The sequence below is a fragment of the Bacillus sp. GS3m_15504 genome, from assembly GCF_055825275.1.
In genome coordinates this window covers 549,668-565,533 of the sequence record NZ_JBVVNL010000001.1, presented here as the reverse complement: position 1 = coordinate 565,533, position 15,866 = coordinate 549,668, and the positions used below count along the sequence as shown (strand labels likewise).

General features: G+C 35.8%; 18 protein-coding genes. All 18 read right to left on the bottom strand.

Going from position 1 to position 15,866, the window contains the following annotated elements; all coding sequences use genetic code 11:
• Window positions 1-40 precede the first annotated feature (40 nt).
• The 18 genes from dnaG to AC0L0O_RS03015 all read right to left on the bottom strand — a co-directional run bounded on the left by dnaG (window position 41) and on the right by AC0L0O_RS03015 (window position 15,738).
• Entirely contained in the window at window positions 41-1,837 is a 1,797-nt protein-coding gene (gene dnaG / locus AC0L0O_RS03100; protein WP_000528216.1) for a DNA primase, read from the bottom strand.
• 330 nt (window positions 1,838-2,167) lie between these two features.
• On the bottom strand, window positions 2,168-2,323 hold the full coding sequence (locus tag AC0L0O_RS03095; RefSeq protein ID WP_001179661.1) for a hypothetical protein: 156 nt from the start codon (window positions 2,321-2,323) through the stop codon (window positions 2,168-2,170).
• A gap of 367 nt (window positions 2,324-2,690) precedes the next feature.
• Window positions 2,691-3,503 (bottom strand): pyruvate, water dikinase regulatory protein, encoded by an 813-nt coding sequence (locus AC0L0O_RS03090; protein ID WP_000368943.1) that lies wholly within the window; start codon window positions 3,501-3,503, stop codon window positions 2,691-2,693.
• 29 nt (window positions 3,504-3,532) lie between these two features.
• Window positions 3,533-4,165: a helix-turn-helix transcriptional regulator gene (locus tag AC0L0O_RS03085; protein ID WP_000583758.1), complete on the bottom strand. Its 633-nt coding sequence runs from the start codon at window positions 4,163-4,165 to the stop codon at window positions 3,533-3,535.
• Window positions 4,166-4,272: 107 nt separating this feature from the next.
• Window positions 4,273-5,019 carry a DNA repair protein RecO gene (gene recO / locus AC0L0O_RS03080; protein ID WP_000487010.1) on the bottom strand — a complete coding sequence of 249 codons (747 nt, stop codon included), beginning with the start codon at window positions 5,017-5,019 and terminating at the stop codon, window positions 4,273-4,275.
• Between the two features lie 33 nt (window positions 5,020-5,052).
• A complete protein-coding gene (locus tag AC0L0O_RS03075; RefSeq protein WP_000883924.1) occupies window positions 5,053-5,196 on the bottom strand; it encodes a YqzL family protein in 144 nt (47 codons plus the stop codon).
• Window positions 5,197-5,372: 176 nt separating this feature from the next.
• Window positions 5,373-6,278: a GTPase Era gene (era, locus tag AC0L0O_RS03070; protein ID WP_001080241.1), complete on the bottom strand. Its 906-nt coding sequence runs from the start codon at window positions 6,276-6,278 to the stop codon at window positions 5,373-5,375.
• Complete coding sequence (locus tag AC0L0O_RS03065) at window positions 6,271-6,669, bottom strand: cytidine deaminase (protein WP_001086294.1); 399 nt, start codon at window positions 6,667-6,669, stop codon at window positions 6,271-6,273. The genes era and AC0L0O_RS03065 overlap by 8 nt, the downstream gene beginning before the upstream one ends.
• A 99-nt stretch (window positions 6,670-6,768) precedes the next feature.
• Window positions 6,769-7,122 (bottom strand): diacylglycerol kinase family protein, encoded by a 354-nt coding sequence (locus tag AC0L0O_RS03060; RefSeq protein WP_072180475.1) that lies wholly within the window; start codon window positions 7,120-7,122, stop codon window positions 6,769-6,771.
• Entirely contained in the window at window positions 7,119-7,589 is a 471-nt protein-coding gene (ybeY, locus tag AC0L0O_RS03055) for an rRNA maturation RNase YbeY (protein ID WP_000054692.1), read from the bottom strand. The genes AC0L0O_RS03060 and ybeY overlap by 4 nt, the downstream gene beginning before the upstream one ends.
• A complete protein-coding gene (locus AC0L0O_RS03050) occupies window positions 7,586-9,730 on the bottom strand; it encodes an HD family phosphohydrolase (protein WP_000946454.1) in 2,145 nt (714 codons plus the stop codon). Before AC0L0O_RS03050 ends, ybeY begins: the two co-directional genes overlap by 4 nt.
• 193 nt (window positions 9,731-9,923) lie before the next feature.
• On the bottom strand, window positions 9,924-10,883 hold the full coding sequence (locus AC0L0O_RS03045; RefSeq protein ID WP_000840510.1) for a PhoH family protein: 960 nt from the start codon (window positions 10,881-10,883) through the stop codon (window positions 9,924-9,926).
• 3 nt (window positions 10,884-10,886) lie between these two features.
• Entirely contained in the window at window positions 10,887-12,086 is a 1,200-nt protein-coding gene (gene yqfD, locus AC0L0O_RS03040) for a sporulation protein YqfD (protein ID WP_000792478.1), read from the bottom strand.
• Between the two features lie 176 nt (window positions 12,087-12,262).
• Complete coding sequence (gene yqfC, locus AC0L0O_RS03035; RefSeq protein ID WP_000732266.1) at window positions 12,263-12,556, bottom strand: sporulation protein YqfC; 294 nt, start codon at window positions 12,554-12,556, stop codon at window positions 12,263-12,265.
• Between the two features lie 108 nt (window positions 12,557-12,664).
• Window positions 12,665-13,108, bottom strand: coding sequence for a GatB/YqeY domain-containing protein (locus tag AC0L0O_RS03030; RefSeq protein ID WP_000054571.1), 444 nt, complete (start codon window positions 13,106-13,108; stop codon window positions 12,665-12,667).
• Window positions 13,109-13,123: 15 nt separating this feature from the next.
• Window positions 13,124-13,297 carry a 30S ribosomal protein S21 gene (gene rpsU / locus AC0L0O_RS03025; RefSeq protein ID WP_000048061.1) on the bottom strand — a complete coding sequence of 58 codons (174 nt, stop codon included), beginning with the start codon at window positions 13,295-13,297 and terminating at the stop codon, window positions 13,124-13,126.
• 332 nt (window positions 13,298-13,629) lie between these two features.
• On the bottom strand, window positions 13,630-14,982 hold the full coding sequence (gene mtaB / locus AC0L0O_RS03020; protein ID WP_000108686.1) for a tRNA (N(6)-L-threonylcarbamoyladenosine(37)-C(2))-methylthiotransferase MtaB: 1,353 nt from the start codon (window positions 14,980-14,982) through the stop codon (window positions 13,630-13,632).
• 6 nt (window positions 14,983-14,988) lie between these two features.
• On the bottom strand, window positions 14,989-15,738 hold the full coding sequence (locus tag AC0L0O_RS03015) for a 16S rRNA (uracil(1498)-N(3))-methyltransferase (protein WP_098639044.1): 750 nt from the start codon (window positions 15,736-15,738) through the stop codon (window positions 14,989-14,991).
• Window positions 15,739-15,866: the final 128 nt, after the last annotated feature.

Below are 15,866 nucleotides of genomic sequence, written 5' to 3'. Positions count from 1 at the left end.
AGATACAAACATTCATTATACTAAAAATTTATCAAAAAAGCTATTTTCTCGCTTTTTGATTTTGTAAATATGCTACATAATATTTAGCAGCCTCTACAGGATCTGTTTTTTCCATTTGTTTTATCTTGAAGATGATTTCCATCTTTTCAAGTTTTTCTTGATGACGTCTAAGCGTCTCCAAATGGCCTTGTAACACTTCTTCTGTGTATTCTGGATTAATAAATTCATCCGTCGAAATATCGGTAATAATATTTTTCAACTTTTCATCAGAGAGCCAACTTAAAAATGTTCCGACTGAAGGTTCATTTCCCTTTTCATAATATGCGTATAGTTCATATAAAATCCCTTTATGTTCTTCTGTATGAAAATCTTCTATGTGGGATTCCATACGAACGGCCACTTCTGGACTTTGCAACATATGGTAAATAATTTCTCTTTCTGCCCTTTCAAAACCTGTTAATTTCGGTTTTGTTTGAACAATTTGAGACGGCTTAGAAACCTGCTTTACTTGTTTTTGCTGTACCTTTTGTTCTTTGCGATATTGGTGCAATTGGTTCAAAAGTGTTTCCATTGAATACGAAAATTCTTGCGATAATGACTTCAAATATGATTCTGCCTGCATCGCATCTTGTAACAACGATAACTCTTTTAAAACACTTTTCACATACTCTTCTTTGCCCGACTCATCTTGCAAATTTTTCCCTAAACGCAAATAATTTATTTTAAAACCAACAAAACTTATACTTGATTTCACAAGATTTTCAAAAGCAGTTGTCCCATATTGTTGCACATATTCATCAGGATCAAGCTTATCTGGCAAGGATGTAACTTTTACTTGGCAACCAACTTGCAACAATAATTGCCCTGCTTTCATCGTCGCTTCTCGCCCTGCTTTATCACCATCATAGCAAAGAACAACAGTTTCAACGTTACGTCGCAGAAGTTTTGCTTGTTCTTCAGTTAAAGCTGTTCCCATTGTCGCAACAGCTTCTTCCACACCACTTTTTACCGCAGCTAGTACGTCGGCATATCCTTCAAAAAGGACCACTTGCCCACGTTTTCTAATAAACGGCCTCGCTTGGTGGAAGTTATACAACAATTTACTTTTGTGAAAAATCGGTGTTTCTGGGCTATTTAAATATTTCGGAGTATCATCTCCTAATGCCCTTCCACTAAACGCTATCACTTTACCTTGTAACGTATAGATTGGAAACATAACTCGTCCACGGAAGCGATCATAATGGCTCCCATCCTTCTCACTTCTTATGAGAAGACCAGCTTGTTCCATACTAGACAGCGATAAACCTCTTTTTTGTAAAATTTTCGTTGCTGCATCCCAAGCAGGTGACGCATAACCAATTTCAAACTTCTCAATCATTTCTTTTGTAATACCACGTTTTAACAAATACGAAAGTGCTTCATTTCCTTCTTCTGTATTTACTAATAAATGATGATAATACTTTTTCAAAAGTTCATGAGCCTGTTGCATGATGACAGTGTCATCAGATATGTCTTCTTGTTGTCCTTGCCCTGATGTATACTCTGCAACCGCAATTCCATTTCTTTCACCTAGCTTTTGAACAGCCTCGGTAAAAGCCAGTCCTTCCATTTTCATTAGAAAGGAAAAGACATTTCCACCTTCTCCACATCCGAAGCAATGAAAAATTTGCTTATCAGATGAAACAGAGAATGAAGGAGAATTCTCACCATGAAACGGACAAAGGCCGAAATAGTTACGTCCCTGTTTTCTAAGTTGAACGTATTCACCAATCACTTCGACAATATCGGATGACGTCCGAATCTGTTCAACAACTTCTTCAGGAATTCTGTTCCCCATAACTCCATCTCCGTGTCGTATTTTGTATTCGATATAAATTAAAAAATTCCTTTATAATTCGACAATATTTTTTCTAAACTTATTAGAAAATGTTATCGATCACGTTATCAAGCGATTTTGCAGACTCTTTTCTGCGTAACTTCGCAGATACGTACCTACTATATAAAATTGTATCCATTTGCTCATCTATTACAAATGTACCTCATGGAGACAATACATATGCACTTTTTCATAAGAAGATTAACAAGCACTATATCCTATGTGATCACGAGATCTGTTTCTATTGCTTGTTGATACATATAAAAAAATCAACATTCGCTTATTCAGCATCTACATAGATCCAAATTCCCTTGCCGCTTCCTTAAACGATGAGCATACGATGTGACAAACAAAATTTTGACATGAAATTTCGTTCCAACTTGCACAATTTTCAGCCTTCACAGTATATGCATCTGCATCAACTAATACCATATTGATGTTTTGCATATTTCTGTATTCTACATCCCTTCTGCGAATCCTTCCATAATGTGCGTTTTCTTGTATAGATTTTGTCGATTTAACGTAATTACATGTCTTTTCTTAAATCCTATCCCTAGTTTATTCTGAAAAATTAAAGTCTAAACGTAAAATATAGGTTTTTATCACAATTTTTTATTATAATATATTTTCTTCAACTACGCTACATATCCCTTTATTTTTTCATCTTCTATTTCAGGATAGCGAAACCCTATCTTTAACATAATAAAAAGACAGAAGAATATAAGTATAACCACTTCGCTATCATCTATTACGAAATTAGCAGGCACTGTGTTTCTCACGAGCGAAAAAAGCACATTCACCTTTGGTAAATGTGCTAAAACATTTTTTGGTTTTGCACTGCATTCACAATAATGTTAGCTGTTTCTTCAATCGCTTTGTTCGATACATCAATTACTTGACAATTTATTTTACTAACTACATTCTCAAAGTGATCAATCTCTTCTTTAATACGATTAATATTGGCATATGTTGCTCCGTCACTTAGTCCAAGTGATTTCAATCGCTCTTTTCGGATATGATTCAACTTTTCTGGCGTAATTTTCAAACCGAAGCATTTTTCTTTAGCCACTTGATATAATTCTTCAGGCGGATCTACTTCTGGTACAAGTGGTACGTTAGCAACTTTCAGACGTTTGTTATGAGCTAAATATTGAGAAAGTGGTGTTTTTGATGTGCGCGAAATCCCAATTAACACGATATCTGCTTTTAAAATACCACGTGCATCTCTACCATCATCATACTTCACAGCAAACTCAATCGCTTCAATCTTTTTAAAGTATTCTTCATCTAATCTACGAACAACACCAGGCTCATATCTCGGCACTTGCCCTGTAATTTCTTCAATTTGATCGATTAGAGGCCCGATAATATCATATGCCTCTACACCTTCTTTTGCAGCCTCTGTCACTAAATATTGGCGCATGTCAGGCTTTACTAACGTAAAACAAATAAGTGCTTGATTGCTCTTAGCAATCGAAATCACTTCTTTTAATGTCCCTGTATCTTCTACATACGGTACACGTCTAATATCAGGAGCAAATGGGAATTGGCCCATTGCTGCTCGAACAACCAAATCAGCCGTTTCTCCTACAGAGTCAGATACGACATATACGATTTTATTATCCATTACATTACCTCACTTTAAACAAATTACACTTATTCGTTATTTACTAAGTTTACAAACGCACGTGTAATATTTGTTTTTGTAATTCGTCCAATCACTTCTAAACCTTGTTTCGTATCTTTTACAACTGGCATCGCATCAATCTGTCTTTCTATTAATTCCATCGCAATATCATATAAAGAATCTTCTCTACGACACATCGCAATGTTTGGCATCCTTGTCATGATAATATTAACCGGAAGTGAGGTTAAATCCTGCTTTCCTAAGCTAGCTCGTAATAAATCTTTACGAGATACAACGCCTACTAATAGAGTCGATTGATCTACAACGAATAATGTACCTACATCCTCTAAAAACATAGTACAAATCGCATCGTATACTGATACATTTTTATCAATTACGACTGGTCTAGATTGATAATCTTGTACTTTAATTTTCTTAACAGCTTCAGATAATAACTGCCCCCCAGTTTTACCCGTATAAAAATAACCTACGCGTGGACGTGCTTCTAAATAACCAGCCATCGTTAAAATTGCTAAGTCTGGCCTTAGCGTTGCACGTGTTAATCCCAATTGCGCAGCAATTGACTCCCCTGTAATAGGACCGTGATCTTTTACAATCTGAATGATATGTTCTTGTCTTTTATTCAGCTCTATGATAATCACCACCTTTAATGCACAACGAAAAAAGTTATACTATCTCTTAAATATTATATACTAAATATGCTATTCGAAAAAGAAAGGATGTAAAAAGGACCGTATACGGCCCCAAATTATATTTGAAACTTATCAAGTTGTTCTAAGAAACGTCTTGATTTCAAATAAATCCCGCAATATTCATCATAATATGTATTCAATACTAAACGCATTTGTTTTTTTGTGCTATCCTTCACTGATACATTGCCAAGTCTATGTAAATCGAAGTGGTAGAAAAGACGCAATAATTTATGAACGGCTTCCCCCACTGGTATACGATACTGATCTTGCTCAGCATGACGTGAGCACAGAAAACCGCCCTCTCTAACAGAGAAGGCGACAAAATCTGTTTCTTGATGACAAATCGCACATGTGTCAAAGTACGGGCGCATCCCTAATACCGGAAGCATTTTCGTTTGATAAATTAATGATAATACTTCTGGATCAACACCCTCACACATATAATGCAACGTTTGATATAACATTTCAAATAAATATGGATTATGTTTTTTATCTTCTGTTGCTTTATCAGTTAATTCAACAATAAATGATGCATAAGCAGTTAAAAATATATCCTCGCGAATTTCTTTCATAGTTGAAATAATCTCGCCTTGTTGCAAAGTTCCAAGTCCAGATCCCATTTGAATAAGAAAATGACCATGTGTCATAAGTTGCGAAACAGATGCTAACCGACTTTTCGGTTTTTTCGCTCCTCTTGCCATTGCACTTACCTTACCCAATTCTCTTGAAAATATTGTAACAATCTTGTTCGTTTCTCCGTAATCTGTCGTACGGATAACGATGCCCTCAACTTTTTGAAACATGTTCGTCACCATCCAAGGTTTGAACAAAACGGGTCAAGAAATTGGAGAGTCTAGATGCGCTAGCTCCTCTTCATGTTGATCCATCTCATCGTTTACGTCTTTTTCCATTTCTTTCAAAAGCAAATACGTCTCAATGCTTCCTGTTTTGGAGAAAAACTTCCAGGTAAAATCTAGCATAAGAATCCACCTTTCTCAATAAGCGTAGCCTATAAACCAATTTCCTTTGTTGTTATTAAATTGACCCATTTTGTCCATTTTCATGTGAGAAAAATTTTTCCTAATTTATCAAAACTCATAAAAACCAATAATCAGCGGATGAACAAAACATCCGCTGATTACAGCTTTACTCTATTTTAATACTCGTCTTCGCGGAAACCAAGGTCACGAAGCTGAGACATTTTATTACGCCAATCTTTTTGCACTTTTACCCATACTTCTAAAAATACTTTAGAACCAAGTAATGCTTCAATATCAAAACGAGCTCGCTTACCGACTTCTTTTAACATCTTCCCTTGTTTTCCGATAATAATCCCTTTTTGCGACGGACGTTCAACAACAATCGTTGCATTGATATAAACCGCTCCGCCCTCGCGTTTTTGAATTGCATCGATAACAACAGCTACAGAATGCGGCACTTCTTCACGTGTTAAATGTAGTACTTTCTCACGAATAAGCTCTGCAATAATAAATCTCTCCGGATGATCCGTTACTTGATTATCTGGGTAGTATTGTGGTCCTTCCGGTAAATACTTTTTAATTGTTCCAATTAGAGCTTCCACATTATTACCGTCTAATGCAGAAATTGGTACGATTTCTGCAAAGTCATGTAATTTGCGATATTGATCAATTAGCTCTAATAATTGTTCTGGGTGAACTTGGTCAATTTTATTAATAACTAGAAATACTGGTTGTTTCGTTTCTTTTAACTTCTCAATGATGAATTCTTCACCACGACCAAAGCCTTCGACAGCATTAACCATAAACAGAACGATATCAACTTCTTTTAATGTCGTTTGCGCCATCTTCACCATGAAGTCGCCTAGTTTATGTTTAGGTTTATGTATTCCTGGTGTATCAATGAAAATTACTTGTGAATCATTTTCTGTATATACGCCTTGAATTTTATTACGAGTTGTTTGTGGCTTGTCACTCATAATAGCAATTTTTTGACCAATAATACGATTTAAAAATGTAGATTTCCCAACATTCGGTCTGCCAATAATAGAGACAAAACCTGATTTATAACCTTTTCTATTCATGTAAATCCTCCGCTAAAAATGCTCCTGGTAACAATTCTCCGACTGTTGTCTCTTGAACGTCACCATGTAAATTTGATAGGTATACTTTCGTATCCTGTTTACATAATTCTACCATAACTTGTCGACATGCTCCACAAGGAGGTACTGGACGCTTTGTATCCGCTACAATCGCGATAGCTACAAACTCTTTATCTCCTTCAGAAACCGCCTTAAATAAAGCTGTTCTTTCTGCACAGTTACATAAACCATATGATGCATTCTCAACATTACATCCACGATATACTTTTCCATCCTGTGTTAATAATGCTGCACCTACTTGAAATTTAGAATATGGTACGTACGCTTGTTTACGCGCTTCGATTGCTTCTTGAATTAATTGTTTACTATTCATATTCCCGCATCCTTCCTGTTCACAGCTGTGAATAGATACACTCTCTTATTAAAGGCCTTTACAGCACCTTCAAAGCTTAATAAAAGCTTTGGAATGCAACTATACCACATACGGTAAGAAGATAATAGCACCAATTATAACAGCTATTATCGCAAACAATAAAACCGCTCCCGCTGCAACATCCTTTGCAACTTTCGCAAATGGATGTATATCAGTAGTCGCTAAATCTACTGTTTTTTCCACAGCCGTATTTACCATCTCTAAACTCATTACAATTCCTATTACAATAAGTAATATCATCCACTCTACTTTCGTAATATGGAAATAAAAGCCGCAGCATAAAATAATGACTGCGGCTAAATAATGAATTTTCATATTTCGTTCATGACGAAGACAAAAGAATATACCAACTATAGCATATCCAAAACTATCTATAAGTTTTCCTTTTTTCATCGCCCTAATCCAAATGCTTCTAAAATTTCTTTTTGTCTTCCAAACATTTCTTTTTCATCCTCTTCTGTCATGTGGTCATAACCAAGTAAATGTAAAAAGCCATGTAACGCTAGAAAGCCAAGTTCACGATCAAAAGAATGTCCATACTCTTCAGCTTGTTCTTTCGCTCTCGGAATAGAAATAATAAGGTCACCTAACATACGTGGCATCTCTACACCTACAATTTCCATTTCTCCTTCTCCCATTTCTTCCATAGCAAAAGAAATGACATCAGTAGGCTGATCCTTATCTCGGTAATCACGATTAATCTCGCGAATGCGTTCGTTATCTACAAATGTCACTGATAACTCCGCACCATCCTCTATTTTTTCCATTTGAGCTGCTTTTCCTAATATTTCACGAATTAAATTCACATATTCTTCTTTCACTTCTTCTGTTTCATCAATAAAATCAATTAATAAACTCATTCTTTCTCCTTCTCTTCCGGTGGCTCCGGATATGTAATACGCGAATGGAAAATACCATTTAACGTTTCACATAACGTTTTTCCAACGATTTGTAGTTCCTTAAATGTCAAATCACATTCACTAAATTGCCCATCTTGCAAACGATCTTTAATAATACTTTGCACTAAATTATTAATTTGATCTGGCGTTGGGTGATTCATAGAACGTACCGCCGCCTCAACACTATCCGCGATACCAACGATTGCCGATTCTTTAGAAGTTGCTTTTGATCCCGGATAACGGAACATCTCTTCTGTATATTTTTCTTTATCTTCTTTAATCGCCTTATAATAAAAATATTTAAGGAGCGTTGTACCATGGTGTTGTCCAGCGATATCGATAATTTCTTGTGGAATATGGTATTCTTCGAGCATTTTTACTCCATCGGTTACATGAGCAATAATAATATCTTTACTCGTCACAGGATCTAATTTATCATGTGGATTTTCAATTCCCATCTGGTTTTCAATAAAGAATTGCGGTTGTACTGTTTTTCCTACATCATGATAATACGCCCCTACACGCGCTAATACACCATTTGCTCCAACCGCTTCACAAGCTGCCTCAGAAAGATTAGCTACCATTACACTATGGTGATATGTTCCTGGCGCTTCTAACAAAATTCTACGCAAAAGCGGATGATTTGGACTTGATAATTCCATAAGCTTCATACTTGATACAATTCCAAGTCCACTTTCTAAATATGGTAATATTCCCATAGCCAAAACGGATGAGATAATGCCTGAAAGGGAAGCCATTAATAATTGCGTACCAATTTCAAGAGGTGAAAAATTCCCATTGCGTAATAATAATAACGCCGCCAAGACGACTACATTTAAGATAGAAACGAGTATACCAGCTTGTAAGATCATCGTACGACGATTTTTTTCTCTTAAGAAAATACTCACTGATAATGAACTTAATAACACATAAATACCTACACTATAATTTAGTGTACTTGTTACTCCTTCATTAAACATAATACTTCCGCACACAGAAAAAATCATACTTGTTAAAAATACAAATCGATCGCCAATCATTAGTTTTACAAGTATTGTTCCCATCGCAACTGGGACAACATACGCAATTCCTGCATATTCAAGCTTTTGAAACAAACTAATAATTTTCATTAAAACAATCGTGATAGACAAAATTGTGATATACGCTAAAATGTACGGTCTATCTTCTCTTTTCCGCTGTAAAAATACTTCAAACTGCTTATGCATAAAGTATAGTAACACACCAATAAGCACAGCTAATCCAACATAAGGCTGAAAACTATTACCTTTCTCTAATAAACCGACCAATTTCAACTGATTATACATATCACTTGAAATTGTTTCACCTTCTCTAACAATAACTTGTCCTTGAAGAATATAAACAGGTGGAACTAAATCTTCTTCCGCTTTCTTCTTCTCTTTCGTTACAGCTGGATCATAAAAATAATTTGCTGTAATCGCATATGATCCTAACGCATTAACAGCTTCCTTCAATCCGCTATTCACATTAAGGGTTTTCATTTCATTAACAAATCGCTCTTTCGCTGCCATTTCTTCGGACATTTTAATATTTCCACCCATAATAACACTAACAGACGTTAAAGCCGCATTCTTTGCTAATTCTAATTGATCTGGTTCTGCATTAATAAAGTACAATAAATTTTCATCAGATAATTCCTTTGTTAAATTAGATGGCAACTTCTTCTTCAACTTTTCTAATTTATTAGCATCGGTCATCTTTTTTTGCTCTTCAGGTCCAGCAGCTTTCATCTCCTGAATTACTTCATTTACCTTAGCAAAAACATCATTTACAATATCTACTCTATTTTGTTTATATTCACTTCTATATGTATATTGATCCCCAACTTTTTGAGCGGCCTCTTGTTTTTTCCTTTCCGTTATAACCTTATCTTCAATTTTAATAGGAGAATGAATTGTTTTTTTCGCAATAGAATACATATCAACATCTAATTGCTCTGGTTTCACATTATTCATAAGTGCAAAAAACAGCACTGCTCCTAATAAAACGTAAGAAATCCAACTTAGTTTTTTCGAATGTTGTAAATTACGAAACCACTTAGAAATTTCTTGAGATCTTAACATGATTTCAATACCTTCTCCTCTCCAGAAATAAAGTGAAACTATTTATAGCTTTCATTTCTTCTAGCCAACGATACTTTTAGGTAACATTTTTATACACCGGTACCTATAGTTTATTTCTCTTATCTTTTATGATAGTAAAAAATATGCCGTTCGCCAACCTTAATACAAAAAGAAATGATCCTGACAAATAGGATCATTCCATTTTATCATATGCCTCAATAATACGTTGCACCAGTGGATGCCTTACAACGTCCGTTTGTTCTAATGTAATGAACGAAAGACCTGATACACCAGATAAAATGTTAGAAGCTAGCGTAAGCCCTGATTTTACCCCTTTTGGTAAGTCTACTTGTGAAGGATCCCCCGTAATAACCATTTTAGAACTAAAACCTAATCTAGTTAAAAACATTTTTATTTGTGCGCCTGTTGTATTTTGTGCTTCATCTAAAATAACAAACGAATCATCGAGCGTACGCCCTCTCATATAAGCAAGAGGCGCGATTTCAATTACACCTCTCTCCATCATACGCTGCGTATATTCTTGTCCAAGAATATCGTGCAGAGCATCATACAATGGACGCAAGTACGGATCTACCTTCTCTTTCAAATCACCCGGTAAAAACCCTAAACTTTCTCCAGCTTCTACAGCTGGCCTCGTTAAAATGATTTTCTTTACATACCCTTGCTTTAAAGCTCTTACAGCCATTACTACAGCTAAGTATGTTTTCCCAGTCCCCGCAGGTCCTATTCCAAATACAATATCATTTTTCTTCATTGCATGAATATATCTTCTCTGTCCCATTGTTTTTACACGAATGGATTTACCTTTTGCCGTTTTAAAGATTTCTTCTTCATATAACTCTTCAAATTGAGCAATTTTCCCTTGTTGTGCGAGCTGAATTGCATACGCAACATCTCTTTCTGTAATTGATACACCTTTTCGAATAACAACAAGTAATTGCTGTAAGATTTTTTCTACGAGTGTCACAGTTTCAACTGCTCCAGATACATGAACAGTTTCACCTCTAGTTATAATCGATACATTCAGTTCCCGTTCAATTACTTTCAAATGAGCATCATTGACTCCAAAAAGAGCGATTGCTTCGTTAGTATTTTCCAATTGTTGGTTCATTTCTACTAATTGTTCTGCCATTACTCAGTCTCCTTGAATATCGGATTCGGATATTGGTTGTGGTTCTGCAATATTTTCAATCACAGTATAATGCAATGTGACTTTTAATTGATCCGCCTCAACCTCTTTACTCAAAATCTTATCACTTACAATCATAGCATGTTCATCCAATTTTTTCTTTAGTTCTTTTTCGGCCATCTCTTTTGCTACTTTCATTGCCTGTTTTTCTGTATATTCCCGGTTTGCTTCTTCCTCTTCTCGCACTATATCTTTTTCATATGCAATCGGTAGTGTAAAACCAAATAATTTCACATCATGCTTTACATTTTCTGTACGAGAGCGTTTATACTTATCATGTTGAAATCCCCATATTTTTATTTTCGCACTCCCAAATTTAAGGTAGTGCTCATTATAAGTATTACCAGTATATACTTGAAATTGCGTCTTGAGTGGTACATTCACCTCAGATGTGTACCACGTTTCTCCATATACAATACCTTTCGCCGAAACAATCGTCGGACTTTCCTCATTACCATATATCCCTGATACGAGAAGCTGCCCTTTTTCTACATGATCATTTTTTAGCACTACTGGTTTTCCTACTTCAACAAATGTTTTTGTAACAATCGCTTCTTTTTTTGCTACTAAATTTTGCGGCTTTTGTTCCTTTTCTTTTTTCGGCTCGTTTTTTTCAACAATTTTAAAATGATATGTCGTTCCTCTTATTTCTAGTCCCGCCCAAGTAATTGCATTAATATTATCTGTCAAATGACGTTGTACATCCTCTACACTAGGCATTTGAAATTGTAATTTCCCCTTTTTAATACCCATTTTGTCCAATTCTTTCATCAATATATATTCTGTTTCAGGTTTTGCACCTGTAATTTCAATTTTCCAAACCATATTTGATAATGCAATCATACCAAAGAAGAAAATTAAAAACCCAATTAAGAATCCACTGTTCTTAATTAAGCGCTTATTCCAAAAAGGAAAACCGTAACGCCCAATAAAATATAGTTTACACTCATTTTTTCTATAAATCGGCTTTATTTTTTTCACATCTCGTAATAGCATACAAAAAACTAACGTTTCATCAGCAATTTTCTTAACGTCCCAAACTAATAATTTCCTACGCACACATTCGTTAACGAACCGTTCCGCTCCTCTACCTTCAATTCGTACCTTTACATATCCAAGCCACTTTATAAACCATTTATTTTTCATCTACTACCTTCACTACCTTTCCAAAAGTAGACACACTACTTTTCACTTTAATTAGCAAAATAGCTCGTACGAAAATGAAATAAAGAGTTTTATTTTCCATAAATAGCGGGATAAACTAAATAGTAGGGGCAAATCATTAGAATAAAGAAGAAAAACTTCACATACGGAAGTTTCCCTTACTTCTCTTTCTGTTCGTCTTCTAAAAACGTCACTTGCTCAATTATCCCTTCAAGCAAAAGTTCTTCCGGAAGGATTGTTTTAATAACAAAGGACTGCCCCTTAATTAATAGCTGACCATGCTTTAACAACAATCTTACTTCTTTATCTGAAAACACTAATAAACCTCGATGATTTTCTATATAGATATGCACTTGCCCAACAAGCGTGATCCGAGGTAGATCCATTAGCACATCCACTGGCAGGTCTATTTGCTTCGTTAACCAATTCTTCATTTGTTCTAATTTTTTCATCCCAAAAGACCCCCTCTCATCCCATATGTATGAAAAAAGAGCTTGTAATATCACGTCCAAACTGAAAAAAAGCATAAAAAAACGTCTCATACGAAATGAGACGTTTTTTTATGCTAATAGCTGGATAACCAGCTTATTCACAAGTGATCCGTCTGTTTTACCTTTTACTTTCGGCATAACAGCAGTCATCACCTTACCCATATCTGCTTTAGAAGTCGCACCAACTTCAGAAATAACTTGCTTGATTATATCAACTAGCTCTTCTTCTGTTAATTGCTCCGGCAAATATGCGCTTAAAATCTGAATTTCACTTTGCAGTTTATTAACAAGGTCTTCACGACCAGCTTTTTTAAATTCAAGGAGGGAGTCCTTATGCTGTTTTACTTCACGAGCTAAAACTGTTAGTTCCTCTTCTTCAGTAAGAGTATGCTGTAGTTTAATACCTTCATTTTGTAAAGCAGCCTTAACCATACGAATGACGGTTAATTTTTCTTTTTGTTTATTCTTCATCGCTTGTTTCATATCATCGTTTAAACGACCGAGAAGACTCATAACTTACACCCTCTCTTAGAATTTACGCTTTCTTGCCGCTTCAGATTTCTTCTTACGTTTTACACTTGGTTTTTCATAAAACTCGCGCTTTCTTGCTTCAGCAAGTGTACCAGTTTTAGAAACCGATCTTTTAAAACGGCGAAGTGCATCCTCCAAAGACTCGTTTTTACGAACGACTGTTTTTGACATTCTCTTTCCCTCCCTCCGAAACATCACACTTACATACTAACTCCAGCATGCAAAAAGAAACACTTCTTCAGCATGTCTTTTACGATTATAATACATTTTATCACTTCAGGTCAACTATTTGGCAGAATAAAAGAGGAATAGATGCTCTTCCTTTTTCAAAAGCTATGCAGATAGCTGTTATTCTTTCCCTTGAAGACAACTATATTTTTGTCATTACACCTTTTTTCATGCAGGAACGTACGAAACAACTACGCATTTCGTACATTTTCAGTACTTAACTTCTCCACAAAAAAAAGAAAGCATGCAAATCGTTTCCGTTTGCATGCTTTTTTTTATGCGCTTGCTGATTCCTTTTTCACATCATCTTCAAGAACACGAACAAATTGCGCTTCGTTATATGGATAACCAGCTTTCGTGATTTTCACTTTCACTAGTTTACCAATTAATTCTTCTGATCCTTCAAATACAATTTTCAAGTAGTTATCTGTATAACCTACATATAAGCCTTCACGGTCGCCCTCTTTAAATTGTTCTTCTGGAATAATTTCAAGTACTTCTCCTTCAAACTGTGACGCGTACTCTTTCGCTAATTGATTAGATAATTCAATTAAACGGTGAACACGATCGTTCTTTACATCTTCAGGAACTTGGTCTTCCATGCGTGCTGCGGGTGTTCCTGTACGTTTCGAGTAAGGGAACACGTGTAACTCAGAGAAGCGGTTCTCTTTAATGAAATTGTATGTTTCCATAAATTCTTCTTCTGTTTCACCTGGGAAACCAACGATTACGTCTGATGTAATCGCAAGACCTGGTAACGCTTCTTTCAAACGATCTAAACGCTCTTGGAAGAATTCCATCGTATACTTACGACGCATACGCTTTAATACAGTATTAGATCCAGATTGCAACGGAATGTGTAAGTGACGTACAACTACTTCAGACTTATCTAACACTTCAATTACTTCATCTGAAATCTGACTCGCTTCAATAGAAGAAATACGAAGACGTTTTAATCCGCCTACTTCTGCTTCCATATCACGAAGTAATCCAGCTAAGTTATAATCTTTAATATCTTCACCGTACCCACCTGTATGAATACCTGTTAATACGATTTCTTTATAACCTGCATCTACTAATTGCTGCGCTTGTTTAATAACTTCTTTCCCATCGCGAGAACGCATTAAACCACGCGCCCAAGGAATAATACAGAATGTACAGAAGTTATTACAACCTTCTTGTATTTTTAAAGATGCACGTGTACGATCCGTGAAATAAGGTACATCCAGTTCTTCGTATACACGTGTTTTCATAATGTTGCGGACAGCATTAATCGGTTGACGCTCTTTACGGAATTCTTCGATGTATCCTAGCATCTTTTCACGATCTTGTGTACCAACTACAATATCTACACCTGGAATCGCCATAATTTCCGCTGGAGATGTTTGTGCATAACATCCTGTTACACAAATAACTGCATCTGGGTTTTGACGAACAGCACGTCTAATAACTTGACGACTTTTCTTATCTCCCGTATTTGTTACTGTACATGTATTAATAACATATACATCAGCTTTCTTTTCATATTCCGTTCTTTCATATCCACCTTGTTTAAACAATTGCCAAATGGCTTCTGTTTCATAGTGGTTTACTTTACAACCTAACGTATGGAACGCAACAGTTGACATTGATCATCACCCCATCAATTCAAAATGATACGAAGCAGCACTTAACGCGTATAACGGCGCCGTTTCTGTTCTTAAAATTCTTGGTCCTAAACTACATGGTACAAAATTATGTTCACGAAGCACTGTAATCTCTTCCTCTGCTAAACCGCCCTCTGGGCCAAATACAATCAATAACTTTTGACCTGGTTTCATCATCGTTAAAGCTTTCGCAAAATTAGATTTCTCGCCTTGTTTTGCTTCCTCTTCGTAAGCAACAAGACAAACATCATACTCACCACTCATTGAAAGCAATTGTTTAAATGATGCCGGAGCATGTACTTCTGGAATTTCACTTCTATGTGATTGTTCCGCAGCTTCTTTCACAATTTTTCTTAAACGCTCAACTTTTTTATCAGCTTTTTTCGCATCCCATTTTACAATAGAGCGAGATGCTTGAAATGGTAAGAATGCAGCTGCCCCAAGCTCAGTTCCTTTTTGGAAAATTAACTCTAGCTTGTCTCCTTTCGGCAGTCCACTTGCAATCGTCACGAAAACAGGAAGTTCACTTGACGCCTCTACCCATTCTACAATAGCCGTATTAATAAATTCACTGGTAATTTCATCAATTGAACATACTGCCGTCCTTCCATTTACACAGCAATAAATACGATCACCAGCTGACATACGCATCACTCTTGCGATATGATGTACGTCATCACCTACAATGCGAATACTTGTCTCATTTACATATTTCTCTTCTACAAAATAACGTTGCATATAATCACCTTAGTAGAGTTTCGTTCCTTTCGTAAGTCAACACTTACGAAAAGAACGAAACGTTATCATTTTTCATATAACAAACGGCAAGTCCCTCACCTTATAGTGAGAGACTCCCCCTTTTCATT